Here is a 24,106-nt window from a genome sequence, read left to right as displayed (position 1 = left end):
CACGCAGTGGTCAGCTGCCGTACGGGTGCTGCGCCCGGGCATCGTGCAGTGCCCTGCCCCACCACAGCAGCTGGTCGAGCATGCCCTTGGCCGCCTGGCCCGCCGACTCCGCGTCGTGCGGGAGGCCGTCGTCGCCGAAGCGGTCCGGGTAGTTGTAGAAGCTGACGGTGTCGCGGACGGTCATGGCGTGCAGCTCGGCGAATACGCCGCGCAGGTGCTCGACGGCGCGCAGGCCACCGCTCATGCCGCCGTAGGTGACGAAGCCGACGGGCTTGGTGAGCCACTCCGCGTGGAAGTGGTCGATGGCGGCCTTGAGCGGCGCCGGGTAGCTGTGGTTGTACTCGGGCGTGACGACGACGAACGCGTCGGCGGCGGCCAGACGCCCGCCGAGTGCGTCGGTGTCGGCGGATCCGTCGAGCGAATCCGGCAGGTCCATCCCCGCCAGGTCGATGACGTCGACGTCGAACCCGTGATGCTTGCGCACCTCGTCGGCGAACCAGGCGGCAGGCACCGGTGCGAACCGGCCGGTGCGGGCGCTGCCGATGATCACGGCGAGCCGCAACGGGTCGCCGGCGCGCCGGTCGTTGCCCGCGGCCGCGGTGTTGTCGTCGGTTGCGGTCGTGGCCGTGGCGTTGTCGCTGGTCATGATGGTTCCTCCCGGATCGATCGGTGCGTGTGTCGATTGCCGTGAACGCTACGAACGCCGGGCACGACGCGGCATCAGTCGACCGACCGGTCCGCCGACCTGCCACCCCGCGTGTCCTGCGCCCAGTACGCCGTGTTGCGGATTCCGGGGGCCGTGTTGCGCCTTCCAGAGACCGTGTTGCGGATTCCCGGGCCGTGTTGTGGGTTCCAGGCCCGTCCTGCGCCCACCGCACGACTGGTCCCCACGCGTGTTCTGCACTCGGCCCCGGTGCGACGCCGGCTGCCTGCCGTGCCGTGTCGCGCCCCGTTCGTTCGCCCTCGACCGGCCGCAGGTCCGTACCGTGCTCTGCCATGACGGTCCTACGTTCGGTGCTGTTGTTCGGGTTGGCTGCGCTCGCGGAGATCGGCGGGGCGTGGCTGGTGTGGCAGGGCGTGCGCGAACACCGTGGGCTGCTGTGGGTCGCGGCGGGTGTGCTCGCGCTGGGTGCGTACGGGTTCGTGGCGACGTTGCAGCCGGACGCGCATTTCGGCCGGATCCTGGCTGCCTACGGCGGTGTGTTCGTGGCGGGTTCGCTGGCGTGGGGCATGATCGTCGACAAGTTCCAGCCGGACCGCTGGGACTACATCGGCGCTGCGCTGTGCCTGGTGGGGGTGGCCGTGATCATGTACGCCCCGCGTCCGGCGTGAGGCAGGCGACCCGCTGGAGCGTGGCGAACCCGTCGTCGCTGCCCGGCCAGTGGCGGCGCGCGGCGTCGATCCCCGCTCGGCGTACGACGGACCGCAGCACGGCGGTGACGACGATCGCGTCGTCGGCGTATCCCAGTACGGGCACGAAGTCCGGCACGAGGTCGACCGGCGAGGCGAGGTAAACGAGCAGCAGCCACAGCCGCACGCGGACGCCGCGAGGCAGGTCGCGGTCGGCGGCCAGCCTGCGCACGAGGCGCAGCACATCCGGCAGCAGCCGCAGCGCCTCGCGCAGCAGCCCGCCGCGCGGCCGCACGATCACCAGCACGACGACGAGCGCCACCCAGGCGACCGCGAGGGCCACGCCGACACCGATCAGGGCTTCCCAATACCAGGCCACGCGGGCAGCGTAGGCGAGGGCCGGACCGCTTCCAGGGCCGCCGAATGCGGCCGCTAAGCTGAGCCGCGGCAGGGCCGTTAGCTCAATGGCAGAGCAGTGGACTTTTAATCCTCGGGTTCTGGGTTCGAGTCCCAGGCGGCCCACCACTTCCCACCAGGTCACAGCGTCAGCCAGACGAGTCCGGATCATCCGGTGCCCCTTTACTGCTCCCCATTCGAGCCGCCCAACGCATCGAGCACTTCGGCAGGCCTACGGGACACAGCCATGCGACCGACATAGGTATCAGTCGTCTGGGAGAATCGCCAGTGGCCCAGGAGGTCGCTTGCTTCTCGGGCGGGCAGCGCGTCGGTTACCAGAGTCGCGACGGTGTTCCGGAAGGTCCGGGGCGTGAACCAGGTACCGATGTCGTGGCGGTCGCGGAATGCTCGCCGGTCACGCCGCATGTGTTGGTCTCGCGTAGTCCGCCGAGGGCGTCGGGGAACACCCAGCCGACCACATCCTCGGGCGCCTGCCCTCGATCTTCAACGACCCGCGATCGGCGATCAAGAAGCGTGCTCACGAGCCAGGTTGCCAGTGGCACGGCACGCTGGGCTGTCTCGGTCTTGCCGTCGTTGACGCCCTTGCCGTGTGCCTTGCTGCGAACCATGTTGCCGACCGTGTAGGCAAGTTGAGCGTCAAAGTCGATGTGCTCCCAGCGGATCGCCAGGACCCCACCAGTGCGGCAGCATCCGCGTACCGTCCAGCCGACAGCAGCGCGTGGCACACCGACCGGCGCAGCGAGGTCAACACGACCGGCTCACGGGCGTGTTCCGCCAGGTCATAGCCACGTTGTGCCGCTACGCACGCCAGATCGGTCTCACCGAGCTTGGTCAGCAACGCCGTACTGGCCTAGTACGCCAGTGCCAACAACCGCTGGCAGCGCACCTTGTCCGCACCTTCGTACTGGTCTACCGCGTGTACCAGGTCCTCGACGAGCCCAGGGAGCGATGCCGTCATGAAACCGAAGCGCGAGCCTTGGTAGGCATCCCACACGACGCTACCCCGTTCCACCAGGTCATCCGGCGAATGCGGCTCATGCGCGGGCCCCGAGTCGGAATGAGCTGCCGATAGGTCAACAACGCGTTGCGCAGCGCAGGCACGGTCCGCCGACCGGTGTCGGGCGACCACTCGACAATCGACGACTCCGCCAGCAGCTCAGTCAACGACAGATCCAGCTCGACGGCGATCGAGTTGATGACCGACAGCCGATCGAGCTGGATCCGATTGTTCTCGACCTTGTTCAACCAGTCCTCAGTACGCCCCACCAGCTCAGCCAGCACCCGCTACGAGAGCCCCCGACGACGCCGATACCACGAGATGCGCTCGCCGATCGTTAGCTCTGCGGTTGCGCCCTTCATAAGTCCATTTTCGCATACGATCACGAGACCCAGCTCGAAAAATCCTTCCAATGCGTCCACACGGTTCCTGGTATAGGCCCGAACTTGCTTCGACTATCGCACTGGATCCGCGCCACTCTCGACGGAATAGCTGAAATCTCCCTTGATCAAATAACTGTTCGAAAGTCGGATGAATCGAGGTGACTCGCTCACACCCCTTGACTGGGTTACTTCTACCGTCGTGACTGGTTCTGCGGAACCAGCAGGTTCTGCACTTTCTCGCGTAAGTATAAGTGTAACAACAGCGACCAGGAGTGAAGCAAACGCAATAAGTAGAGCAATACGACCAATCTTAAAGGTGTCGATAGATGCTCCGAGCGATGCAACGGTAGATAAAATACTCCTGTAACTTTGATCCGCCTGCACGATCTGCTCAAGCTGATCAACTTGATTTGCACGTAGCTCGTTGTTCATATCAATCGGCGTGAATCTCGGCCGCTCGTGTTCCTCATAGGCAGCGACTAACCATGGTGCTAGGTCCAACACAAAGCAGACATCTTCAGACCTACGGCGCTCATTATTCCACAATTTAGTAACGTCTTGAGCAACACTGCTCGTGTCCAAACTCAGGGTGAGAAAGCTTGTGCGCAGACGCCGAACGTCACGAGCTTTAAAATCGCCATGCCTAGCGCGTGCAGTATCACGCAATATTGAGTACTGCTTCTCGGTTACCTCAATAAAATCAGAAATTGACAATAAAACGAAAAATTCAGCTATGCGCTGATCAACAGCATGCCCAATGGCTCGTGTATCACTCGAACCATAGAACCGTAGATCGTGTGATTCAACAAGAACGCTGCGATTTCCCCACAATGTCCACGTTCTAGTGCTCAATGTGGGACATAAACTTGTCTCTACTCGCGACAACCGAATGTTAGGTAACTCCGGCGAGGTACGGTATCTAGTATCTTCAGTTAAGCCGATTGCGCGTAGCGCGTCCATAAAGACTCGCTCACCACGTTCGCCTCGTACGGGGTCATGCTGCTCTAAAAGTAGCATATCAATCAATGGATGGGGCTCGTTGTTCCTAGTGAAGAATCCTGGGCATCTACGGTTAATCCACTGTCGCGCCGCATCGTGTAGCGCCCGTCGAGACTCTTGGGTTGCGCGATACCCAGAGAATAAGCGGTCTTCGGCCTTTGGAAGCTTTCCTCTACGGCGGATTAGCTGCGGCTCATGCATCTGATGCCAAACCTCATCAACCGAGTAAGAAGCTTCTGGCGTTATTTGAAAATGTGCTACAACTGCTGTGAGTCCTGCGCCTACTTGAATCGCGGTCAATTCTATTCCGCTAAACGGCCACGGAAGTTTCTCAGTCGACCCGGCTGGATAGGTGAACGGTGCCGCAGGATCGGAGATGCTGACTAGACGCCACCATGATTGCCCGTTACTATCGCGCGTTCTCTTAAGCTGGTCTTGCTTATCTTGGCCATACTCGAAACTGAGTCGTTGACTATCCCATGAATTACGAGAGATCGACTGGGCAAGAGTTTTAAACTCGCTAGGCGGAAACAACTCGATAGTCCAGAGGTCCGGGATAGTCACATGTTCGTCTTGAGGGACGGACAGATTTCTCATTTCGTCATTTTTACTCCAAGCTTTATTGACGTCGTGCGTGTAAAACTGAAGCAGGTAGTTAATTCCATAAAGACACCTTCTCAGTAAAGCATCGGGTAGCATTCGCCTACGCCAGGATCGTCGAAGCCAAAACAAAACGTTGTATGGACGGTCGTACCAACGGTGACCGTAGCCGATTTCAGGAGCTTTACTGTGCGCCTCACGTACATATGAAAATAGGGACGACTTGTCATCGTCGGCTTGACCTTCATGAGTGGTCCCAGAGGGTTGCGAGTCGGCCGGTTGAGACACAGATGAGTCTTGGCCACCCGACGACTCGGCTTCGCTGCTGGAACCGTTAGAATCACTAGCCAATAGCACACCTCGCCAATTCCGTGGTGCGACATAGGCAGTCGCATGCTGCCGGGAAAGCTTACCAGTGGGCCTGGATATGGTGACACAAATGCAGGTCCCGAGCGCTACTGATTGATGAGAGATGTTAACGGGAAGCCGGGGCTATGAAGCACCGCGCCCCAAAGCAGCATGGCGCACGCTACACCACCGGAGTAGGACATCTCGGGCAACCGCAGTCGAAGTGAATCTTCTGTACGTCTTCAAGCCACCCTATCGGGCAGATCGCCCTGGCCGATAGGCGCGCAGCTACCCGGTCGGCCAGGGCCTAGGCAGCCGCGCCAACACGCCGTCGGCCACGCGCGCGACCAACGATAGGCACGCCTGAAACGCCAGCAGTGCTCACTGCGTTCTGGTGCTCGAGGAAGGCCCTGGATTGTACGGTCGCTGCCCCAGATACAAGGCCAAGCCACTACACGGTCGCGCCCGCCGGGCGCGAGCCTTGCATCAGGGGACCCGCGCTCCCTGCGGGCAGGAGTCGGCGGGCAGGTCCAGCCTGCCCGCAATGCCACAGGGCCTCCCTCGAGCACCAGCAGAGCTGCCCCTTTACTGCCCTTAATCAACGACAACGGGCCCGTGTTACTCAAGAAGGATGCAAGCTACCGAAGCGCCAAAATCCAACTGTGCCAACACATTCCGGTGTATCCGGAATCGTCGCGAACTCCGGATCGTATAGCCTCGGGTTCTGGGTTCGAGTCCCAGGCGGCCCACCACTTCCCACCAGGTCAGCGGGGCTCCGTTCGAGAGCGCCCCGGCCTCACCTGCAGGCGGCTGTCTGGTCGCGTTACTCGGCGTACCTTCGAATGTCACGACAGCAGCCGCGTTCCCAGCCTCACGTCCGGCATCGGCATCGCGTCATCGACCGCGACTCGACCGGAGCATTCCCCGTCGACCCGCTGCCCGCGCATCACGACGGTGCTTGCACCGCCGCTTTCGACGTCGCCGGCTCTTCCACGTCCCGGGATGAGACGTCCGTGCTCGGACACCCGACCAGGCGAGCCCGACCGAAACCTCTTGACCGACACGGTCGACCCACAGCCGAACCCCACGGATTCGTCGTCCACGCAAGACAACGGAGTGAAACCCATGAGCCCTGAGCGAATCACCAGTGGCGCCGAGCGCACGCTGATCGAGAACATGCTCGATCGCAACCGAGAATCCTTGATCGAAACAGCACGGGGACTCTCCGAAACCGAGGCCCGTCGGCAACTCGTACCGTCACTGACCACACCGATCTCCTTGATCAAACATGCCGCTGCCGCCGAACGCATCTGGTTCCAGCGGTTCTGGGCGGGACTAGAGGAGTCCGAGTGCGACGGATACTCGAAACGGGACGAGGGCACCTTCACCGTCGCAGATAACGAGCCGCTGGCCGAGGTGATCGCCGAGTTCGAACGCGCGAGCCGGCGATCTCGTGCGATCTCCGACGAATTCCACTTCGACGACACGAAACACAATCCGAGGGAGGGAACGGTCAGCATGCGGTGGACGCTCCTCGCGATGATCGAGGAATTCGCCAGGCACGCCGGGCACGGCGATATCCTTCGCGAACAGATCGACCAGCACAGTTCGCGATAACCTCAGCCGCCAAAACCGCTCGACCTCGCGCAAGGCTGCCGACGAACGTGTTTTGCTCGTACCCGCCGCGGCTCGACGCGGCCAACGGAACTGCGCCGGCGATCAGGGCCCGCCCAGCGAGCATCGCCTATGCCGCTCCACCGGCCGACGGTTTCTTCATTACTTCGGCGTGCCTAGCTTTTCCCTTGGTACCGCGCACGTCGTGCTCGTCACCGGTGTACCACGCAGCCGTCGTGGTCCGGCCACGAAAAGAACGACCCCCGCATTCCGACGACGCGGGCCGGGACACGGGGGCCGTCGCGCCCGGCCCGCCGATGGCCGACCCTGCCGAGGTCGGTGCGGAGCCGACCGGCCCCGCACCGTCGGCCCTGCCCGATCCGGACGACTCCGAAAGCTCCGGCGACCGGCCACGGGCACGTCACGTCGAGCGGACGCCGGGCGGGACCGTGGTCGCCGCCTGTGCCCGGAACGGGCAGGCCTCACTGCTGTCGTGGAGCCCCGCGCAGGGATTCCGGGCCGACGACATCGACGACGGGCCGGACGACGAGGCGGAGCTGACCTTCGAATCGGACGAACGGGACGTCGACGTCACCGTGGAGTGCCGGGACCGGAAGCCGCACGCCACGATCGACGCCGACAACTAGGCCCCGGGTCAGGACGTCCCCGGCGCCTCGGGCCTGTGCGCAGGTGACGAAGGGTTCGATTCCCCGTCCCCGGCCGTCGACGCGATCAGGTCGAGCAGGCCGGGGAATCGATCGTTCAGGTCCTCGGTTCGCAGTCGGCTGCGGCGCTCCAGTCCGTACTGCCGTTGGTGGATCACGCCGGCCTCGCGGAGGGCCTTGAAGTGGTGCGTGAGGCTGGATTTGGGCCGGTCGAAGCCGAACCAGCCGCACGGGTGGTCGAACTCGTCCGACTCCAGCAGGAGCTTGCGCGCCACGGTCATCCGGAGCGGGTCGGCGAGCGCACCCATCACCGCCTCCAGGCGCAGTTCCTCGATCGACGGCTCCGGCAGGAGCGGTGGCCTCTCGGTCGCAGTGTCGCCCATGCACCCATCATAGCAAGTTGTACGAATATCTTCGTACTGCTACGTTCCAGTACGAAAATTCTCGTACATGGAGGTTGGGCGTGACAGTGGTGAGCGAACCCGCGACTCGTGCCGGGTCGGGGTGGCAGTTGGCCAGAGCGGCATGGGCGGTGGCGGCGGTGTTCGCCCTGTCCAATTCGCCGACCCCGCTGTACGTGTATTGGCAGCAAGAGCTCGGCTACTCCTCGGGAACGCTGACGGTGGTGTTCGCCGCCTACATCGCAGGCCTGGTGATGACACTGCTGGTGGCGGGGCGGGCGTCGGATCGATACGGCCGCAAGCGGGTCGTCGTTCCGGGGATCGTGATTGCGCTGATCTCGGCTGCGTTGTTCATGACAGCCGGCAGCGTCGTGACGCTGATCGTGGCGAGGTTCTCGGTCGGCGTTGCCGTCGGCATCGTGGTCTCGGCCGGTATGGCCGCGGTTGTCGACCTCGGCGGGACGAACCGACGACACCTGACGTCGATGCTCGCGTCCATCGCGATGGTGTTCGGCTCCGGTCTCGGCCCACTGCTCGGCGGACTCGTCTACGAGCTGACACCGGAGCCCGTCGGTTGGGTGTTCACCGTCAACATCGCGCTGCTGGTCGTCGCGCTCATCGGTTACGTCGGCCTGCCGCTGGAACGCCCGGCCGGTCGTGCCCGCGGGCCCGTGTGGCCCCGGCTGCCACGTGTTCCGAGCCGCAACCGGAAACACATCTCGAGCGGTGCGGCCGTCTTCGCTCCCGGGCTGACGGCGACGTCGTTCGTGCTGTCGCTGGGGCCGTCGCTGCTGGTTCTCGCCGTCGGGAACACGTCACCCCTGTTGGCCGGGGGCGCCGCGTGCGTGATGTTCCTCGCCGCGACCGGATCGCAGCTCGTCCTCACTCGGCTCGCCGTGCCTCGCCTCTTCGCGCTCGGGAGCAGCAGCACGGTCCTGGCGATGGTCGCCGTCGTGGCCACGCTCCACACCGAGAGCCCCGTCGTGTTCGTTGCGGCGGCGCTCCTGTCGGGCTGCGGACAAGGACTCGGTCAGCTGGGCGGTCTCCGGCTCATCGCCCAGCACGTCGACGACGACCGCCGCGCCGAGGGCAACGCCGCGCTGAACATCAGCGCCTACCTTCCCGCCGCCGTTCTCACCGTCGTCACCGGCTATGCGGTCAGCGGGTGGGGCATCCAGCCGGCGGTCACAACGCTCGCAGTCGCGCTGGCGGCGCTGGGGTTGATCCTCGGCACGGCCGCCTACCGGGCCAACGCCGCCGACTGACATGACCCGGATCGGAGTGACAACATCGGCCTGGCGATCGGTATACGGGTGCGGCGTGTCCGCCTTGGCCGTCGGCGCGGCCCTGCTGGTCGGGCTACACCTCGTCCCGCCGACCAGTGAGATCGATCCGCTGCGGCGCACCATCAGCGAATACGCCCTCGGGCCACATAAGTGGATCTTCGACCTGTCGGTGCTGCTGACGGCTGCCGGTTCCGGAGTCACGTTCGCCGGAATCGCACGGCGCGGCGCCCATCGCGCAGCGGTGGTGCTCGGTGCACTGTGGACAGTCAGTCTGCTGATCATCGTTGTGTTCCCGAAGATCGACTGGTCGGCGGGACCGACCGTCGGTGGCCGGATCCACTTCTACGCGAGCGTGGTCGCCTTCGTGTCCCTGCCCTTCGCCGTCCTTCTCTGCGCACGGGTGGTCTTCCCCGGCTCGGCGGCCCGGCGGCGCTTGGCACGCGGGCTCGCCGTCACGTCGTTGTGCTGGTTCGCGGTGGTACTGGGCACCGTGGGGATCACCAGCGCAAACGAGGCGTCGTGGTGGCAGGTGCTTCCGGTGGGCCTGATCGAGCGGCTGATCGTCGGTAGCGCCCACGCCGCACATGCCGTGCTACTGGTGGGTCTCGCACGGGATCAGCGCGACAACCGGGCTCCCGCCCGGCATCCGGGGACGATCAACGGCAACTGACGTCGCGTGCGTACGTCGAAACACGTACGCGGTGAGCGCGTCGTGACGGATGCCCCGTCGAACGGCTCCGGCCTAGCGTTTCCGGAGTCACCGTCCGTTCGTGCCGATGAGGAGGAACACCATGGGGATCACGCGACACGCACCGCGGCCGGAACACGGCCGGAGTGCTGCCGGGGTCCTGCCATGACCGCCGGCCTCCGCGCACGGGTCGGCCTCGCACCGCTCACCGTCGTCGGCCTGGCGATGCTGGGCGCACCGCGGGCGATCGCGCACGACCTCGGACCTGTCGCCGCAGTGCTGAACGGGTTGCTCGTGTTCGTACCACTCGCCGTGTAGGTGGCGTTCGTCCTTCCCGTCCCCGCTGTTGACGCTGTCGGCCGTCGGAGCCGTCTACGGCATCGTGCTCGGCGTCGTGCACCAGGCGCTGTGGCACGTGGCCCACGACGAACCTCCCGAGCTCGGCGGCAACCTCGCCGGCGCGCTGTCACCGGCCGTCGAAGCCGCCGTGCTCCGCTCCGCCGCCTGCCGGTCACGGTGCTGATCGTCACCGCCGTCGCGCTGCTCGGCTACTACATGCTCTCCTATCCGCCCATCGGATTGGCCGTTCCCGTCGCCGCGGCGCCCTACTCCGCCGCCGAATGCGGCCGGCTCTACTGGGCGTGCGGCACGGCGCTGACGCTGCTCACGGTGTCCACAGTGGTGCGGATCGGACAGGGAGACAACCTGTCGTACGTGCTCGGCCTCGAAACGCCCACCTCGGCGACCCTGATGCTCGCCGTGATCGCGCTCGGCGACAGTGTGCGATCCCGCAGGGGATGGCGGGCCGAATTGGACAGACAAGCCGCAGCGGCCGCCCTGGAACAGGAAGTCGAGGCGACCCGCCGGGTCGAGCAGGAACGGATGCGAATCGCGCGCGATCTGCACGATCTGCTGGCACACACCGTGTCGGTGATCTCGCTGCACACCGACGTCGCCAGGGAGACGCTCCACGACGAGCCCGCCACCGCGGAGCGGTCACTCGCCGCGGCGCGCACGGCCTGCCGGGACGCCGGCCGGGAACTGCGCGCGACGGTCGACGCGCTCCGCACCCCGGACGCCGACGCCGAGGACCGCGATCCGGGGAGCGCCGACGCACGTCCCGGGCTGGACCGGCTCGGCGAACTCGTCGACACCGCCACCGCAGGGGGATTGCACGTCGAGGTCCGCACGACCGGCACCCCGCGCGCGCTGCCGGTCGTGTCGGACGTGACGGCCTATCGTGTCGTGCAGGAGGCGTTGAGCAACGTGCTGCGGCACGCCGGCGCCACCACGGCGACCGTGGACGTGGATTACGGCGAGGACGCGGTGACGATGCGGGTGAGCGACGACGGCCGGGGCACAGTTGCCACGGACCCCGCCGGCGGTTGGGGCATCACCGGCATGCGCGAACGCCTGACACTGCTCGGCGGCACGCTGCGGATACGGACCCGGCCGGGAGAGGGCTTCGATGTGACAGCGCGCATACCCGCGCGGGGCGACTCGTGATCCGGGTCGTGCTCGTCGACGATCAGCACCTGATCCGCGCGGGGCTGCGAACCCTGCTCGAACGGGCGGCCGACATCGACGTGGCAGGCGAGGCCGACGACGCGGACACCGGCGTCGCGCTCGTCGCCGCCGAGCAGCCGGACGTGGTGCTGATGGACATCCGCATGCCCGGCACCGACGGGCTGGACGCCACGCGGCGCATCGTCGACGACCCGCAGCTGCGCGCCGTGCAGGTCGTCGTGCTCACCACGTTCGACACCGACGAGAACATTCTGCAGGCGATCCGCGCCGGTGCGGCGGGATTCCTGCTCAAGGACACGACCCCGGACGAGTTGCGCGAGGCGGTGCGGATCGTCGCCCGCGGCGACGCGCTGCTGTCGCCGTCGGTGACCCGGCGGGTCATGCGGGCCGCGGCCGAGAAGCCGGTTCCGGTCGCGTCCGATCGGCTGGAGGTGCTCACCGAGCGGGAACGCGAAGTGCTGGCCGAGGTCGGCGCGGGCCGTTCCAACGGGGAGATCGCCGAGCGCCTGTTCATGAGCCCGGCCACCGCGCGCACGCATGTCGGGAGGCTGCTGACCAAACTCGACGCCCGCGACCGCTCACAACTCGTCGCGCTGGCCTACGAAACCGGCCTCGTCGCACCGGGCCGCCGCGACGACTGACTGCCCGCCACCGTCAGCCGTCCACGATCAGCTTGACGACGTCGTCGACGCCCCGGTGGTCATGCCGCGTGGTGCCCCGGATGCTCCAGCCGGTCCGCTATCCAGACCTTGATGACCGACTGCCGAGTCACACCCAACCGCTTGGCCTCGCTGTCCAACGATTCGATCATCCACGTCGGGAAATCGACGTTGACCCGCCGCTGCTCGACGTTCGGACGCTTGACCCTGGACAGGTCGAGGTCACCGGTCACGTCCTCGCCACGGCCGAAACGCTCGTCGAACTCCTCGGCCTTCATAGAGCGTGACCTCCTCGCTACGCGCTCGGCGGACCGAAATGATCCTCGTTCGGCCACCTCGGTACGTCACGACCGCCGACCATGCTTTCCGCCGATCATGCCGATGACGAGCCACCGAGGCTCATCGGTTGTACGAGCAGGCACACGCCCGCGGCGATCACCCGGCAGACCTCATCCCGCGGCGCGCTCGGCGAAGCGGGTGAGCTGGTCGGCGACGGTGCCCCAGCCGGTGTCGGCACTCAGTTCGACGTGGCGGGCGAGCCCTTCGGGATCGCGGTGGCGAACCACGATCCGGTAGTCGGTGCCGTCGGGGTGATCCCGCATCGTGATCTCGGCGACGAGCGTGACGGGTTCGGGATCGGCAGGCCGCCACGCGCTGTCGACGGCGTTCGTGAACACGATGCGCTCGAACTCGTCGACCGCGAGGAAACAGGCGTCCAGGTGCGGCGAGAACGTGGTGCCGTCCTCACTCATGCGCGTCACGAACGCGCCACCGGGGCGCACGTCGAGCCGGTCGACCCGGCAGTGCATCGGCTCCGGGATCCACCACTGCGCCAGGTTGTCCGGGTCGGTCCACGCCTGCCACACGGCTTTCCGCGGCGCCCGGATGATGCGGTCGACGGTGAAGTCGAGTTCGGGATTCATGACTCGTTCCTCTCGTCGGCGGTGCCGTGACCGCCGGTATCGGGATTAGCGGTGACGAAGCGTTCGAGCCGGTCGGTGCGCTCTTCCCAGAGCCGCCGCTGCTGCGCGAGCCAGTCGTCGACGACGCCGAGCCGCTCCCGGTCGAGTTCGCAGGTGCGCACCCGCCCGTCCTTACGGGTCCTGATCAGACCGCTGCGCTCGAGCATCCGCACGTGTTTCAGGAAGGAAGGGAGCGTCATCGCGGCTTCTGCCGCCAGATCGCCGACGCCGGCAGGACCGGCACCGAGCCGGTGAATCACCGAACGCCGCGTGGGGTCGGCCAGCGCCAGGAAAACGTCGTCGAGCTCGGGTTCGGCCGGGACCGGACCCACCGCAGGCGTCGAAAGCTTTGCCATATGGCTAAGTATTGCCGCACAAAACAGTTAACGCAAGGGTTAAGTGTTTCGCGGGGGCGGCCGAGCGCGAGCCGACGTCACCCCTGGTGAACGCGACGAGGGAGCCGACCCGAACCGGTGACCGTGCTCACGAGGTGGCACCGGGACTCGGGCGAACCGGGGAGTGGGCGCTATCCTTCCGCGCGTGGAGATTCTGTTTACGACGCTGCTGATCCTGGCCATCATCGCTTCGATGTGGTTCGCGGGCTACGTCGTCTACCGGCTGTACGCCGGTAACTGAGCCGACGCGGCTCCGCAGCGACAACGCGCGAGATCAGCGACAGCACCCGAGAGCACCCGGTCAGCATCCGTCACCAACGCTGAGTAAGGCTTACCCGATGTCGAGCGGCGACGAGGCCATCGAGGCCGCAGCGCAACGCGCTGAAAAAACGGCACACCGCAACATCCCGCAGCTGGACGATCTGCCGATCACCGGCGACACGGCCAACCTGCGAGAGGGCGCCGACCTCAACGACGCGTGCCTGGCGCTGCTGCCGCTGATCGGTGTGTGGCGCGGCGAGGGCGAGGTCAACTACCCGACGATGGACGAGCCCGCGCGCGTCGCGCAGCAGCTCACCATCGCCCACGACGGACGTCCGTTCCTGTACCACGAGGCGCGGTCGTGGCTGCTCGACGCGGACGGCAACATCATCCGGTCCGCCGCACGCGAGACCGGGTTCTGGCGTCCGCAGGCCGACGACACGATCGAGCTCGTGCTGTCGCACTCGTCCGGCGTCATCGAACTCTTCTACGGCCAGACCCGCGGGCAGTCGGCGTGGCAGCTCGCCACCGACGCCGTGGTGCGGTCGCAGACAGCCAAGGAGGTCACGGCCGCCGAACGGCTGTACGGGATCATGCCCGACGGCAGCGGCAACCTCGGCTACGTCGAGGAACGCGCCATGATGGGGCATCCGATGACCCCGCACGTCTCCCTCGTCCTCGAGCGCGTCGTCGGCTGAGTTCCGTCCACCCCACTCCGCTCACCCCTCCGAACGACCCCCGTTCAGCCGAACCTCTGCACCTTCCTGGATGCCCCGAAGGGCACCTTGGGGGCACTGAGCGCCCCGAATCTTCCCATCGCACCGTCGACGTCCGGCAGAGGAGCGAGGGGAAGAATAGGGGCGTTGAACGCCCCGAAGGTGCCCTTGGGGGCGTTCTTCCGCCGACCTCCGGCCCACTCAGCGTGGTCGCTCCTCGCCCACCTGCGCCTTGTTGTTACGCAGGTGGGCGAGGAGGTCACTCGTACTGCGCGTCGTAGGCGGCCGCCAGTTCGGCGTGGATCGACACCGCGGGATCGTCGGCCAACCGGACGTCGTCGAGCGTGTGCACCCGCGTCAGCTTTCGCACCGACGACGCGAGCATCAGAGCGTCACCCGACCCGAGCTCCTCGGTCTTGAGCTGCGCCACCTCGGTCTTCCAGCCCGCCCGTTCGGCCGCACGGAACACGTCGCCCTGGGTCGTACCCGGGAGAATGCCGTTCGCCGGCGGCGGCGTGTACAGCGTGCCGCCGCGCGCGAGCACGACGTTCGACGTCGGGCCTTCGAGCACGTAGCCCTCGGTGCTGGTGAAGATCACGTCCTCGGCACCACGGCGCCGCGCCTCCCGCTGCGCCGCCATGTTCACCGAGTACGACAACGTCTTCGCACCCAGCAACAGCCACGGCGCACGCTCCATCAGGTCCACCTCGAACCCGCGGTTCAGCGTCGCCACGCCGATGCCGTCGCGCCGCGCCTTCCTCGTCGACTCCGCGATGTCCGTGCCGTACGCGAACGCCGTCGGCTTCTCGTCCGGGTCACCATCGATCCCGCGGGTCAGGACGATCTTCAGTGCGAGCTCCACCTCCCGCGGCCAGTTGTCGATGACCAGGCCGATCACGCGCTCCCACGCCTCGCGGTCCGGCGGAGCCATGTCCATTTTCGCCGCCGACCGCGCGAACCGGTCCAGGTGCGCGTCCAGCTCCCGCGGCACTCCGTTCGTGACGAGGATCGTTTCGAAGATGCCGTCACCGCGCATCAGGCCGAGGTCGTCGATGCGAATGTGGGCCTGGTCGGGGTCGGCGAAGGTTCCGTCGAGGAAAGCGAGGACGCGCATGGTTTCACCGTACCCAGCGGTCCGGGTGGCGCTACCCACCATCGGAGCGGCTCGGCGACATACGATCGCCGTATGACCTATTCCTCGCCCCTGTCCGGACTGCCGGGCGCCGTCGCCGCACCAGACGACCACCCCGAAGCGGGCGTGCCGTGGCACTGGGGTGATCCGTTCGCCGAACAGCGCACGGCCACGCGCGGGGTGGCTGTCGTCGACCGGTCGCACCGGCACGTGATCACCGTCGGCGGACCGGAACGCCTGTCGTGGCTGCACCTGGTCCTGTCGCAGCACGTCACCGAACTGCCCGCCGACACCGGCACCGAGGCCCTCGTCCTCGACGCCCACGGCCACATCGACGCGCACACCGTTCTCGGCTACACCGGCGACGTCGTCCACCTCGACACCGACCCGGATTCGCACGCCACGAGCGCCATGCCGAACGGCGGCAAGCAAACACTGATCGACTACCTGCAGGCCATGAAGTTCTGGTCCGACGTCGACATCCGCGACGCGACCGACAACTACGCCCTGCTGACACTCCTCGGGCCGGACGCGGACCAGGCGCTCACCGCCCTCGGCGGCGACGCACCTCTGGAACTGCCCACCGAGCCGTACGCGATCGCCGCACTGCCCGGCGGCGGGTTCGCACGCCGCATGCCGTGGCCGGGGCCGCACGCCATCGACCTGCTCGTCCCGCGCGCCGATCTGGTCGACATCTGGAAGCGCCTGACCGACGCGGGTGCGCGCCCCGCAGGCTCGTGGGCGTTCGACGCGCTGCGCGTGGAGTCGCAGCGGCCGCGCGTCGGCGTCGACACCGACGACCGCACCATCCCGCACGAGGTCGGCTGGATCGGCTCGGCCGCCCACGTCGCGAAGGGCTGCTACCGCGGGCAGGAGACGGTCGCGAAGGTGTTCAACGTCGGCAGGCCGCCTCGCAACATGCTGCTGCTGCACCTGGACGGATCGATGGAGGTCTACCCCGAGGCGGGCGACCCCGTGCTGCGCGGCGAGCGCACGGTCGGCCGTGTCGGCAGCGTCGCCCAGCACCACGAGCTCGGCCCGATCGCGTTGGCCCTGGTCAAACGATCCACTCCGGTGGATGCCGAACTCCTCACCGGCTCCGGCGACGAGACTCCCCAGGCCGCGATCGACCCGGACTCGGTGCCCGACGAGGGCGCCGCGCCGGGGCGCGAGGCCGTCGCGCGACTGCGGGGCTGACATGATCTCCGCTCCCGGAGGTGTCCGGCCTCTGGCCCAGATCGACGACGTAGAGCAGGATGAATCCGTGATCGAAGTCCGGCCCGGCGGGCGACGTCGGATCGACCGCGTCCTAGCACCCGGTTACGCGAGCGAGCCGGAGGCACTGTCGCTGTCGACGCTGCGGGAGCGGCGGGACGAGGCCGCCCAGGAGGAGACCGACCTCTCCTACCTGCGCAGACTGCTGCACGCCCGCATCGACATCGTCAAGGCCGAGCAGCTGCGGCGCAGTTCCGACACCCCCGGCGACGAGGACGTCGTCGCCCAGCTCACCGCGATCCTGTCCGACAACGCCCTCGGGCCCGCGACCGGTTCGGGCAGGCACCAGACGCTCGAACCGACGCGTGCGGGCGAGTACCGTCGCGCCGCCGAAGCGCTGGTCGGCGACGCGAACCTGTCGGACGTCGTGTCCCTGGGCGACGATCGCCTCACCGAGACGCTCGAGTCGTACCGGCAGCAGGAGGAATCGGTGTCACAACGCAGGCGGGAAGTGCAGGCGGTCGTCGACACGTTCAACGCCGAGATCGCCGGCCGGTACGCACACGGCACGGCCTCGGTCGACGAGCTGCTCGACTCCCAGCGCTCCGCGACCGGCTCCACCGACGAGGGCGGCCGGGCATGACCGCGCTCGTCGAAGTGGTGCGCTCGGGGTTCGTCGAGAGCGTGCACCACGGCAGCCTCGTCGTGACCGCACCGGACGGCACGGTGCGTGCGGCCGTCGGCGACGCCGACGAACCGATGTACCCGCGGTCGTCGAACAAGCCACTGCAGGCACTCGGCATGCTGCACGCCGGGCTGGACGTCTCCGACGACGACCTGGCGCTGGTGTGCGCGTCCCACAACGGCGAGCCCGAACACGCCGAGCGGACGCTGACGCTGCTGGCGAAGGCCGGACTCGGCGAGGACGACCTGCAGTGCCCACCCGACACGCCTCGCGGCCGGCCCGCCGCCGAACGTCGCCGGGCCTCGATGAACTGCTCCGGCAAGCACGCGGGGATGCTGTCGGCGTGCGTCTCGGCGGGCTGGCCGACGGGGACCTACACCGACCCGGAGCACCCGCTGCAGACCACGATCGCGGAGACGGTGGCGGAGCTGACGGGCGAGCCGATCGCGTGGACCGGCGTCGACGGGTGCGGAGCGCCGCTGCTGGCGTACTCGCTGACCGGCCTGGCACGCGCGTTCGGACGCCTGGTGACGGCGGATTCCGGCAACCCGCGACGGGTGGCCGACGCGATGCGGGCGCATCCGTGGCTGGTCGCGGGCACCGGCCGGGAGGACACGGTGCTGATGGAGGCCGTGCCGGGGCTGCTGATGAAGGGCGGCGCGGAGGGCGTGCACGCCTTCGCACTGGCCGACGGCACCGCCGTGGCCCTGAAGGTGTCCGACGGCAGTGCGCGCGCCCGCGAACCGATCCTCGTCGAGGCGCTGCGACTACTCGACGAGACACCGTCCGGCGAGGCAGTCGAACGCATGGCCGTCGGTGCGGGCGTGGTCACGGGCGCGAACCGGGACGTCGGCTCACTCCGCGTGACTACCGCGTTGACGGACGCGCTGCACTGATCACTGCGCCAGTGCCCCGAAGGGCACCTTGGGGGCGCTCAACGCCCCGAAGGTGCCCTTCGGGGCATCTTCGGGGCACGACCGGTCGTCACTCTCAGTTGAAGCGTTCGCGGGCGGCGAGTTCGCCCCAGTAGTCACGCAGCGTCTGGAAGATCTCGCCGACCTCGTCGACGTCACCGTTGCGGAGCGCCTCGAGCAGCATGTGCACCTCGTCGGCGGACGTGTCCGACTCGAGAGTCAGGTCGTCGACGAGCTGCACCAGCCCGCCGTAGTCGAGTTCGACCGCCGAGGCCGGGTGGAAGTTCGCCAGCCACCGATGCGTCTCACTGAGGATCTGCACCGGCCCCGCGTCCTCGCCGAGCGCATTGCCCACCAGCTCCTCGGCCTCGCCGACCCGGCGCAGCGCGTCCGTCATCGGCGCGCGCCACGACAGTTCACGCTTCGGGTCACCTCGACCGGAGCCGAGCTCCAGCCGGAACTGCCGCGGATCGACGAGCGAGAACCACGGCAACGGGACGGTCCAGGTCGTCGACAGCACGTGCATCGACGTCCCGTAGAGGTCACGCAACGCGGAGTTGGCCCGCGACTTGATGCGGTCCTCCGGTGCGCCCAGCGCGTCGACGACGGCACCCCGCAACGCGGGATGCGCCTCGCCGAGGAAGCCGACCAGCGCGGCCGCCGACCGCGGGCGGATCTCCAGCGGGCACACGAGCGGGCCGGGCCCGACCTCGGCGCTCCCCTCGGTCGGCACGTCCTCGGCATCGAGCACCAGCACGTCGGGCAGCGAGGACGACTGCTTGGGCAACATCCGCGGCGTCTCACCGGTCTGTGACCTCAGCCACATGACCATCTCACGCTCGCCCGCGTCGGGCCGGGTCAGCGCGGCCTCTTCGACCGCACGGGACAGCCGCTCGTCCGGCGGCTCGCCGAAGGCAACGAGCGGTTCGTAAACCCGCAGATAGGCGACGAATGGTCGGAGCACCCCGGAATCCTGGCACGTCGCCGAGCCGGTGCGAGCATCGGCTGGCCGGTTCTCACGTGATCTTCGTAAGTGTCGCGTCACGCACACCGCGCCACGTCGCGTCCGGGCCGGGGGACACGGTACGGTGTCCCCTAGGAAATAGTTGTCGAGACGACGCGGGGCCGCCGTTTTCCCCCGGCCGCCCCGCCCCTGCGCAAGGGGGTCGAGCCATGGGGCGCGGCCGAGCTAAGGCCAAGCAGACGAAGGTGGCCCGGGAGCTCAAGTACAGCGTTCCCACCACGGATCTCGAAGCACTTCAACGAGAGCTGTCGAGCAACTCGGACCAGAACGGCCACGAGGACGAGGATCGGTACGAAGACCCGTACGACGACGGGTACGACGACTACCGTCGATGACGCACGCGAAATGCGGGGGTGGCACCGAGCGATCGGTGACCACCCCCGCATTCCGCGTGCCCAATGAAACCTCAAGGGAGAGAACGTGCCGAAAATCCAGCGGATCGGTGTTGTCGGTGCGGGCCTGATGGGCTCGGGTATCGCCGAAGTACACGCGAGGGCAGGGCTGGACGTCGTGGTGAACGAGGTCAGCCAGTCGGCGCTGGACGCCGGGAAGGCCAAGATCGAGAAGTCGCTGCAGCGCGCGGCGAAGGCGGGCAAGATCGCCGACGCCGACGTCGACGCGACGCTCGGGCGGCTGACGTTCACCACGGACATCGAGGCGTTCGCCGACCGCGATTTCGTCGTCGAGGCCATCCTCGAGCAGGAGCAGGCCAAGACGGAACTGTTCGGCAGGATCGACGAGGTCGTGACGAACGAGAGCGCGATCCTGGCCTCGAACACGTCCTCCATCCCGATCATGAAGCTGGGCATGGCGACCCAGCGACCCGAGCACGTCGTCGGCGTGCATTTCTTCAACCCGGTGCCGGTGCTGCCGCTCGTGGAGCTCGTGGCGTCGGTGCGCACGAGCGACGACGTCGTGGCACGCGCGGAAGAGCACGTCACGGGCACGCTCGGCAAGACCGCGATCCACTGCCAGGACCGCGCGGGCTTCATCGTCAACGCCCTGCTGGTGCCGTACCTGCTGTCGGCGATCCGGATGTACGAGGCCGGATTCGCCTCGGCCGAGGACATCGACGAGGGCATGGAGAAGGGCACCGCACACCCGATGGGGCCGCTGCGGCTGTCGGACATGGTCGGCCTCGACACGATCAAGGCCATCGCGGACTCGATGTACGACGAGTACAAGGAGCCCACCTACGCGGCTCCGCCGCTGCTCATGCGCATGGTCGACGCCGGCCTCCACGGCAAGAAGTCCGGCCGCGGCTTCTACGACTACAGCTGATCCACCCCGGACCCGTGTTGCGGGTTCCAGAAGCCGTGTTGCGGGTTCCAGAGGAACCCGCAACACCGGCGACCATGTGGCGCCGACGACGCGGGATGCGGTCCGGGTCAGTCGTCGTGGCGGGCGCGGCGGTTGCGTTTGACGTCCGAGCGCCGCTTCTTCGCAGCGATGCGACGTTCCTGCGAACCCCGCGTCGGTTTCGTCGGCTTGCGCTTCTTCGGCGGCGGTGCGGCGGCCTCGCGCAGCACGTTCGCCAACCGCTCGCGGGCCGCCTCACGGTTGCGGAGCTGCTCGCGATGCTCCGCGGCCACGACCGTCAGCACCCCGCCGACGAGCCGCCGATCCAATCGCGTCAGCACCTGTGACCGCAACGACTCCGGTACCGCGGCCGATCGCGCCACGTCGAACGACAGCTCGACGCGCGACGACGTCGTGTTCACGCCCTGACCACCCGGGCCGGAAGCGCGCGAGAACCGCTCCGACAGTTCCCTCTCGGGGACGGCGAAGCGGGACGTCACGCGCAGTTCGTTCACATCAGCCACGATGACCCGTTCGGCCGGAGCGTGTCGAGCGAATTCGGCGGCGGTGATCGGCGGATGACCAGCGGGCGCCGGGCCGGAGCGGGAACCGCGGTCGGGGCCGGGCGGGAGCCGGGGTACTCAGAATCGCGGGTGGTCGCCCGACAACACGGCACGCGGACCGTCGGCGGCGTCACCGTCGGCCCGTTTGACTTCGCCGAGCACCCATGCGGGCACGTGCCGCGCCGTGAGTACCGCCAGCGCACGGTCGACGTCCTCGGCCGCGACGACCGCGACCATGCCGACGCCCATGTTGAATGTCTTCTCCATCTCGACCCGCTCGATGCGGCCACGCTGCTGAATCACCGCGAACACGGGTGCAGGCGTCCACGAACCGCGGTCGAGGTGGGCGACAAGTCCCTGCGGCAACACACGTTCGAGGTTCGCCTCGAGACCACCGCCGGTGATGTGCGAGAACGTGCGAACCCCCGCCTCGGCGACGAGCGCGAGGCAGTCCTTGGCATAGATGCGCGTCGGTTCGAGCAGCTCCTCACCGAGCGTGCGGCCGAGCTCCTCCACGTGCCCGTCCAACGGCAGTCGTGCGACGTCGAGCAGCACATGCCGAGCCAGCGAGTAACCGTTCGAATGCAAGCCGGAGGAACCCATGGCGATGACGACGTCACCGGGGCGCACCCGGTCGGGGCCGAGCACGTCGGCCGCCTCGACGGCGCCGATGCCCGTCGCGGAGATGTCGTACTCGTGTTCGGCCATCATGCCGGGGTGCTCCGCGGTCTCACCACCCAGAAGCGCACAGCCCGCCTGGACGCAGCCCTCGGAGATGCCCTCGACGAGCGCGGCGATCCGCTCGGGCACGACCTTGCCGACTGCGATGTAGTCCTGCAGGAACAACGGCTCCGCGCCGGTCACGACAAGGTCGTCGACAACCATCGCGACCAGGTCGATGCCGACGGTGTCGTGCTTGTCGAGCGCCTGTGCGACCGCGATCTTCGTGCCGACACCGTCGGTCGACGAGGCCAGCAGCGGTTCCTTCCAGCGGTCGAGCTTCAGTGAGAACAGGCCGGCGAACCCGCCGACCCCACCGATGACCTCCGGGCGCGTCGCGCGCGCAGCGTGCGGCTTCAGCAGTTCGACGGCGTCGTCGCCCGCGTCGATGTCGACACCCGCCGCGGCATACGTGGCACCGGCATCCTCTGCGCCGGCGTCGTCGGCACCGCGTTTCTCGGCACCGGGTTTTTCGACACCGGGTTTCTCGACACCGCGGTCGGCAACGACCGGCTCCTGGCCAGACTCGCTCATCGGAACGCGGACTCCTCACTCGGCATTACTGCGGCACGCGGTGTGCCCCAAGGTGCCCTTCGGGGCGACAACCTACGGACGCCCGACGGCGTCCTCGGCACCGTACCCCGCTCCGGTGACGGGCAGTTCCTCAGCTGCACCGCCGAGGTTCTCGAGCATGTGCTTGCCGATGAGCTCCTCGTCCGGCAGCGCCACGGGGTACTCGCCGTCGAAGCACGCCGCACACACCCGGTTACGTGGCTGTTCGGCCGCCGCGACGAGCGAGTCCACGGACGCGTACCCGAGGGAATCCGCACCGATGGCACGGCGGATCCCGTCGAGATCGGCGCCGTTGGCGACCAGCTCGGCACGCGAGGCGAAATCGATACCGTAGAAGCACGGCCAGCGCACCGGCGGCGACGCGATCCGCACGTGGACCTCGAGCGCGCCGGATTCGCGCAACATCCGCACCAGCGCACGCTGAGTGTTGCCGCGCACGATCGAATCGTCGACGACGACGAGCCGCTTGCCGCGGATCACCTCACGCAGCGGGTTCAGCTTCAACCGGATGCCGAGCTGGCGGATCGTCTGCGACGGCTGGATGAACGTGCGCCCGACGTAGCTGTTCTTGACCAGGCCCTGGCCGTAGGGGATTCCGGCCGCCTGCGCGTAGCCGATCGCGGCGGGCGTACCGGATTCGGGCACGGGGATGACCAGGTCCGCGTCGGCGGGGTACTCGTCGGCGAGCCTGCGTCCGATGTCGACCCGCGTGGCGTGGACGCTGCGGCCGGAGATCGACGTGTCGGGCCGCGCCAGATAGACGTACTCGAAGATGCAGCCCTTCGGCTCCGGGCTGGCGAACCGCGTGGAGCGGATGCCGTCGGCGTCGATCGCGATCAGCTCACCGGGTTCGACCTCGCGGACGAACGATGCGCCGACGATGTCGAGCGCGGCGGTTTCGCTCGCGGCGACCCAGCCGCGTTCGAGGCGGCCGAGAACCAGCGGGCGGAAACCCTGTGCGTCGCGCGCCGCGTACAAAGTCGACTCGTCGGAGAATGTGAGGCAGAACGCGCCGCGCAGCGTCGGCAGGAGCTCGGCGGCCGCGGCCTCGACACCCTTGTCGGCGGCGGTCGCGGCGAGCAGCCCGCAGATCAGGTCCGAGTCGGTGGTGGCGCCGTTGTTGCCGACGAAGCCGAGTTCGCGGGCGCGCTCGTGCAGCTCGTGGGTGTTGACGAGATTGCCGTTGTGGCCGAGCGCGATGCCGGTGCCGGCGCCGGTGGTGCGGAACGTCGGCTGGGCGTTCTCCCAGCTGCCGCCGCCGGTCGTGGAGTAACGGCAGTGCCCGACGGCGACGTGTCCCTGCAGCGACGACAGCGACTTCTCGTCGAACACCTGACTGACCAGGCCGAGGTCCTTGAACACGACGACGCGGCGCCCGTCGCCCGTGGAAATGCCCGCGGCCTCCTGGCCACGGTGCTGCAACGCGTACAGCCCGTAGTACGCCAGTTTCGCGACCTCCTCGCCCGGTGCCCAGACTCCGAAGACGCCGCATTCCTCCCGGGGATCGGCTTCGGGTTCGAAAGCCGGGTCCGTGACCGACTCCGCCGACGGTTCGTGGTGGTCACCGGGCAGGTTGTCGTACCTGTCGTTGTGCACCGAGGGACTCCCCTGAGAACGAGAACGGGCCGCCTCCAGTCTAGTCCGTGGAGGCGGCCCGTTCGGGGTGAGATGGCGCTCAGACCGGGCGTCACAGCGACGAGGGGGGAGGTGCAC

29 protein-coding genes and 1 tRNA gene are annotated in these 24,106 nt (G+C 67.6%); 16 read left to right on the top strand and 14 right to left on the bottom strand.

The window, feature by feature from the left end; genetic code table 11:
* Positions 1-10 precede the first annotated feature (10 nt).
* A complete protein-coding gene (locus LY41_RS14195; protein WP_253864464.1) occupies positions 11-646 on the bottom strand; it encodes an NADPH-dependent FMN reductase in 636 nt (211 codons plus the stop codon).
* A 350-nt stretch (positions 647-996) separates the two neighbouring features.
* On the opposite strand from LY41_RS14195, the gene LY41_RS14190 reads away from it, so the two are divergent.
* Positions 997-1,332 (top strand): YnfA family protein, encoded by a 336-nt coding sequence (locus LY41_RS14190; protein WP_253864463.1) that lies wholly within the window; start codon positions 997-999, stop codon positions 1,330-1,332.
* Here LY41_RS14190 and LY41_RS14185 read toward each other — a convergent pair.
* A complete protein-coding gene (locus LY41_RS14185) occupies positions 1,307-1,729 on the bottom strand; it encodes a YkvA family protein (protein WP_253864462.1) in 423 nt (140 codons plus the stop codon). The two genes, LY41_RS14190 and LY41_RS14185, sit on opposite strands and share 26 nt — an antisense overlap.
* Positions 1,730-1,800: 71 nt before the next feature.
* Here LY41_RS14185 and LY41_RS14180 point away from each other — a divergent pair.
* Positions 1,801-1,875, top strand: a tRNA-Lys gene (locus LY41_RS14180).
* Between the two features lie 203 nt (positions 1,876-2,078).
* On the opposite strand, the gene LY41_RS14175 is transcribed toward LY41_RS14180, so the two are convergent.
* The 3 genes from LY41_RS14175 to LY41_RS14165 form a co-directional block, all read right to left on the bottom strand.
* Positions 2,079-2,375 carry a hypothetical protein gene (locus LY41_RS14175; protein ID WP_253864461.1) on the bottom strand — a complete coding sequence of 99 codons (297 nt, stop codon included), beginning with the start codon at positions 2,373-2,375 and terminating at the stop codon, positions 2,079-2,081.
* Between the two features lie 346 nt (positions 2,376-2,721).
* Entirely contained in the window at positions 2,722-3,012 is a 291-nt protein-coding gene (locus tag LY41_RS14170; RefSeq protein ID WP_253864460.1) for a hypothetical protein, read from the bottom strand.
* Positions 3,013-3,219: 207 nt separating this feature from the next.
* Positions 3,220-4,845, bottom strand: a complete 1,626-nt coding sequence (locus LY41_RS14165; RefSeq protein ID WP_253864459.1) for a hypothetical protein — start codon at positions 4,843-4,845, stop codon at positions 3,220-3,222.
* A 1,374-nt stretch (positions 4,846-6,219) separates the two neighbouring features.
* On the opposite strand from LY41_RS14165, the gene LY41_RS14160 reads away from it, so the two are divergent.
* Positions 6,220-6,711 carry a DinB family protein gene (locus LY41_RS14160; RefSeq protein WP_253864601.1) on the top strand — a complete coding sequence of 164 codons (492 nt, stop codon included), beginning with the start codon at positions 6,220-6,222 and terminating at the stop codon, positions 6,709-6,711.
* 233 nt (positions 6,712-6,944) lie between these two features.
* Positions 6,945-7,355 carry a hypothetical protein gene (locus LY41_RS14155; RefSeq protein ID WP_253864458.1) on the top strand — a complete coding sequence of 137 codons (411 nt, stop codon included), beginning with the start codon at positions 6,945-6,947 and terminating at the stop codon, positions 7,353-7,355.
* Between the two features lie 8 nt (positions 7,356-7,363).
* Here LY41_RS14155 and LY41_RS14150 read toward each other — a convergent pair whose 3' ends face one another.
* Positions 7,364-7,756, bottom strand: coding sequence for an ArsR/SmtB family transcription factor (locus LY41_RS14150; protein ID WP_253864457.1), 393 nt, complete (start codon positions 7,754-7,756; stop codon positions 7,364-7,366).
* Between the two features lie 80 nt (positions 7,757-7,836).
* Between LY41_RS14150 and LY41_RS14145 the strand changes: the two genes are divergently transcribed.
* The 6 genes from LY41_RS14145 to LY41_RS14120 all read left to right on the top strand — a co-directional run bounded on the left by LY41_RS14145 (position 7,837) and on the right by LY41_RS14120 (position 11,916).
* A complete protein-coding gene (locus LY41_RS14145) occupies positions 7,837-9,039 on the top strand; it encodes an MFS transporter (protein ID WP_253864456.1) in 1,203 nt (400 codons plus the stop codon).
* A gap of 55 nt (positions 9,040-9,094) precedes the next feature.
* Positions 9,095-9,730 carry a DUF998 domain-containing protein gene (locus tag LY41_RS14140; RefSeq protein ID WP_253864455.1) on the top strand — a complete coding sequence of 212 codons (636 nt, stop codon included), beginning with the start codon at positions 9,095-9,097 and terminating at the stop codon, positions 9,728-9,730.
* A 183-nt stretch (positions 9,731-9,913) separates the two neighbouring features.
* Entirely contained in the window at positions 9,914-10,066 is a 153-nt protein-coding gene (locus tag LY41_RS14135) for a hypothetical protein (protein WP_253864454.1), read from the top strand.
* Between the two features lie 28 nt (positions 10,067-10,094).
* The gene (locus LY41_RS14130; protein WP_253864453.1) at positions 10,095-10,271 is read left to right on the top strand and encodes a hypothetical protein; all 177 of its coding nucleotides are present in this window, start codon (positions 10,095-10,097) and stop codon (positions 10,269-10,271) included.
* Positions 10,265-11,254, top strand: coding sequence for a sensor histidine kinase (locus tag LY41_RS23890; protein ID WP_253864452.1), 990 nt, complete (start codon positions 10,265-10,267; stop codon positions 11,252-11,254). The genes LY41_RS14130 and LY41_RS23890 overlap by 7 nt, the downstream gene beginning before the upstream one ends.
* Positions 11,251-11,916 carry a response regulator transcription factor gene (locus LY41_RS14120; RefSeq protein ID WP_253864451.1) on the top strand — a complete coding sequence of 222 codons (666 nt, stop codon included), beginning with the start codon at positions 11,251-11,253 and terminating at the stop codon, positions 11,914-11,916. Before LY41_RS23890 ends, LY41_RS14120 begins: the two co-directional genes overlap by 4 nt.
* 59 nt (positions 11,917-11,975) lie before the next feature.
* Here the strand turns inward: LY41_RS14120 and brnA are convergent, their stop codons facing one another.
* The 3 genes from brnA to LY41_RS14105 form a co-directional block, all read right to left on the bottom strand.
* Positions 11,976-12,212 (bottom strand): type II toxin-antitoxin system BrnA family antitoxin, encoded by a 237-nt coding sequence (gene brnA / locus LY41_RS14115; RefSeq protein WP_253864450.1) that lies wholly within the window; start codon positions 12,210-12,212, stop codon positions 11,976-11,978.
* A 171-nt stretch (positions 12,213-12,383) separates the two neighbouring features.
* Positions 12,384-12,857: an SRPBCC domain-containing protein gene (locus LY41_RS14110; RefSeq protein WP_253864449.1), complete on the bottom strand. Its 474-nt coding sequence runs from the start codon at positions 12,855-12,857 to the stop codon at positions 12,384-12,386.
* Entirely contained in the window at positions 12,854-13,252 is a 399-nt protein-coding gene (locus LY41_RS14105; RefSeq protein ID WP_253864448.1) for an ArsR/SmtB family transcription factor, read from the bottom strand. Before LY41_RS14105 ends, LY41_RS14110 begins: the two co-directional genes overlap by 4 nt.
* A 377-nt stretch (positions 13,253-13,629) precedes the next feature.
* On the opposite strand from LY41_RS14105, the gene LY41_RS14100 reads away from it, so the two are divergent.
* Positions 13,630-14,250 carry a heme-binding beta-barrel domain-containing protein gene (locus LY41_RS14100; RefSeq protein WP_253864447.1) on the top strand — a complete coding sequence of 207 codons (621 nt, stop codon included), beginning with the start codon at positions 13,630-13,632 and terminating at the stop codon, positions 14,248-14,250.
* A 277-nt stretch (positions 14,251-14,527) separates the two neighbouring features.
* Here LY41_RS14100 and LY41_RS14095 read toward each other — a convergent pair whose 3' ends face one another.
* Positions 14,528-15,382, bottom strand: a complete 855-nt coding sequence (locus LY41_RS14095) for an aminodeoxychorismate lyase (RefSeq protein WP_253864446.1) — start codon at positions 15,380-15,382, stop codon at positions 14,528-14,530.
* Positions 15,383-15,454: 72 nt separating this feature from the next.
* Here LY41_RS14095 and ygfZ point away from each other — a divergent pair, with 72 nt between their 5' ends.
* The 3 genes from ygfZ to LY41_RS14080 all read left to right on the top strand — a co-directional run bounded on the left by ygfZ (position 15,455) and on the right by LY41_RS14080 (position 18,196).
* Positions 15,455-16,597 carry a CAF17-like 4Fe-4S cluster assembly/insertion protein YgfZ gene (gene ygfZ / locus LY41_RS14090; protein ID WP_253864445.1) on the top strand — a complete coding sequence of 381 codons (1,143 nt, stop codon included), beginning with the start codon at positions 15,455-15,457 and terminating at the stop codon, positions 16,595-16,597.
* Positions 16,598-16,664: 67 nt separating this feature from the next.
* Positions 16,665-17,258 carry an RsiG family protein gene (locus LY41_RS14085; protein WP_253864444.1) on the top strand — a complete coding sequence of 198 codons (594 nt, stop codon included), beginning with the start codon at positions 16,665-16,667 and terminating at the stop codon, positions 17,256-17,258.
* The gene (locus tag LY41_RS14080) at positions 17,255-18,196 is read left to right on the top strand and encodes an asparaginase (RefSeq protein ID WP_253864443.1); all 942 of its coding nucleotides are present in this window, start codon (positions 17,255-17,257) and stop codon (positions 18,194-18,196) included. The genes LY41_RS14085 and LY41_RS14080 overlap by 4 nt, the downstream gene beginning before the upstream one ends.
* Before the next feature lie 94 nt (positions 18,197-18,290).
* Here LY41_RS14080 and LY41_RS14075 read toward each other — a convergent pair whose 3' ends face one another.
* Entirely contained in the window at positions 18,291-19,178 is an 888-nt protein-coding gene (locus LY41_RS14075; RefSeq protein ID WP_253864442.1) for a DUF8083 family protein, read from the bottom strand.
* Between the two features lie 209 nt (positions 19,179-19,387).
* Here LY41_RS14075 and LY41_RS14070 point away from each other — a divergent pair, with 209 nt between their 5' ends.
* Both LY41_RS14070 and LY41_RS14065 read left to right on the top strand, forming a co-directional pair.
* Positions 19,388-19,573: a DUF3073 domain-containing protein gene (locus LY41_RS14070; RefSeq protein WP_253864441.1), complete on the top strand. Its 186-nt coding sequence runs from the start codon at positions 19,388-19,390 to the stop codon at positions 19,571-19,573.
* Positions 19,574-19,658: 85 nt separating this feature from the next.
* Positions 19,659-20,519, top strand: a complete 861-nt coding sequence (locus LY41_RS14065) for a 3-hydroxybutyryl-CoA dehydrogenase (RefSeq protein ID WP_308292246.1) — start codon at positions 19,659-19,661, stop codon at positions 20,517-20,519.
* 107 nt (positions 20,520-20,626) lie between these two features.
* Here LY41_RS14065 and arfB read toward each other — a convergent pair whose 3' ends face one another.
* The 3 genes from arfB to purF all read right to left on the bottom strand — a co-directional run bounded on the left by arfB (position 20,627) and on the right by purF (position 23,965).
* A complete protein-coding gene (gene arfB, locus LY41_RS14060) occupies positions 20,627-21,052 on the bottom strand; it encodes an alternative ribosome rescue aminoacyl-tRNA hydrolase ArfB (RefSeq protein ID WP_253864599.1) in 426 nt (141 codons plus the stop codon).
* A 126-nt stretch (positions 21,053-21,178) separates the two neighbouring features.
* Positions 21,179-22,354 (bottom strand): phosphoribosylformylglycinamidine cyclo-ligase, encoded by a 1,176-nt coding sequence (purM, locus tag LY41_RS14055; protein ID WP_253864440.1) that lies wholly within the window; start codon positions 22,352-22,354, stop codon positions 21,179-21,181.
* 72 nt (positions 22,355-22,426) lie between these two features.
* Positions 22,427-23,965 carry an amidophosphoribosyltransferase gene (purF, locus tag LY41_RS14050; RefSeq protein ID WP_253864598.1) on the bottom strand — a complete coding sequence of 513 codons (1,539 nt, stop codon included), beginning with the start codon at positions 23,963-23,965 and terminating at the stop codon, positions 22,427-22,429.
* Positions 23,966-24,106 lie beyond the last annotated feature (141 nt).

This window comes from Prauserella halophila (genome assembly GCF_024171895.1).
In the GTDB taxonomy this organism is placed as follows: domain Bacteria; phylum Actinomycetota; class Actinomycetes; order Mycobacteriales; family Pseudonocardiaceae; genus Prauserella; species Prauserella halophila.
The sequence above is the reverse complement of the archived record's forward strand: the minus strand, read 5'-3'. Positions and strand labels throughout refer to the sequence as shown.

Bases quoted from the DNA above. Each gene is read 5' to 3' on its own strand.
- LY41_RS14195 (WP_253864464.1), bottom strand. From the start codon at position 646: ATGACCAGCGACAACGCCACGGCCACGACCGCAACCGACGACAACACC.
- LY41_RS14190 (WP_253864463.1), top strand. From the start codon at position 997: ATGACGGTCCTACGTTCGGTGCTGTTGTTCGGGTTGGCTGCGCTCGCG.
- LY41_RS14175 (WP_253864461.1), bottom strand. From the start codon at position 2,375: ATGGTTCGCAGCAAGGCACACGGCAAGGGCGTCAACGACGGCAAGACC.
- LY41_RS14165 (WP_253864459.1), bottom strand. From the start codon at position 4,845: ATGCTACCCGATGCTTTACTGAGAAGGTGTCTTTATGGAATTAACTAC.
- LY41_RS14160 (WP_253864601.1), top strand. From the start codon at position 6,220: ATGAGCCCTGAGCGAATCACCAGTGGCGCCGAGCGCACGCTGATCGAG.
- LY41_RS14150 (WP_253864457.1), bottom strand. From the start codon at position 7,756: ATGGGCGACACTGCGACCGAGAGGCCACCGCTCCTGCCGGAGCCGTCG.
- LY41_RS14135 (WP_253864454.1), top strand. From the start codon at position 9,914: ATGACCGCCGGCCTCCGCGCACGGGTCGGCCTCGCACCGCTCACCGTC.
- brnA (WP_253864450.1), bottom strand. From the start codon at position 12,212: ATGAAGGCCGAGGAGTTCGACGAGCGTTTCGGCCGTGGCGAGGACGTG.
- LY41_RS14110 (WP_253864449.1), bottom strand. From the start codon at position 12,857: ATGAATCCCGAACTCGACTTCACCGTCGACCGCATCATCCGGGCGCCG.
- LY41_RS14105 (WP_253864448.1), bottom strand. From the start codon at position 13,252: ATGGCAAAGCTTTCGACGCCTGCGGTGGGTCCGGTCCCGGCCGAACCC.
- LY41_RS14100 (WP_253864447.1), top strand. From the start codon at position 13,630: ATGTCGAGCGGCGACGAGGCCATCGAGGCCGCAGCGCAACGCGCTGAA.
- LY41_RS14095 (WP_253864446.1), bottom strand. From the start codon at position 15,382: ATGCGCGTCCTCGCTTTCCTCGACGGAACCTTCGCCGACCCCGACCAG.
- ygfZ (WP_253864445.1), top strand. From the start codon at position 15,455: ATGACCTATTCCTCGCCCCTGTCCGGACTGCCGGGCGCCGTCGCCGCA.
- LY41_RS14080 (WP_253864443.1), top strand. From the start codon at position 17,255: ATGACCGCGCTCGTCGAAGTGGTGCGCTCGGGGTTCGTCGAGAGCGTG.
- LY41_RS14070 (WP_253864441.1), top strand. From the start codon at position 19,388: ATGGGGCGCGGCCGAGCTAAGGCCAAGCAGACGAAGGTGGCCCGGGAG.
- purM (WP_253864440.1), bottom strand. From the start codon at position 22,354: ATGAGCGAGTCTGGCCAGGAGCCGGTCGTTGCCGACCGCGGTGTCGAG.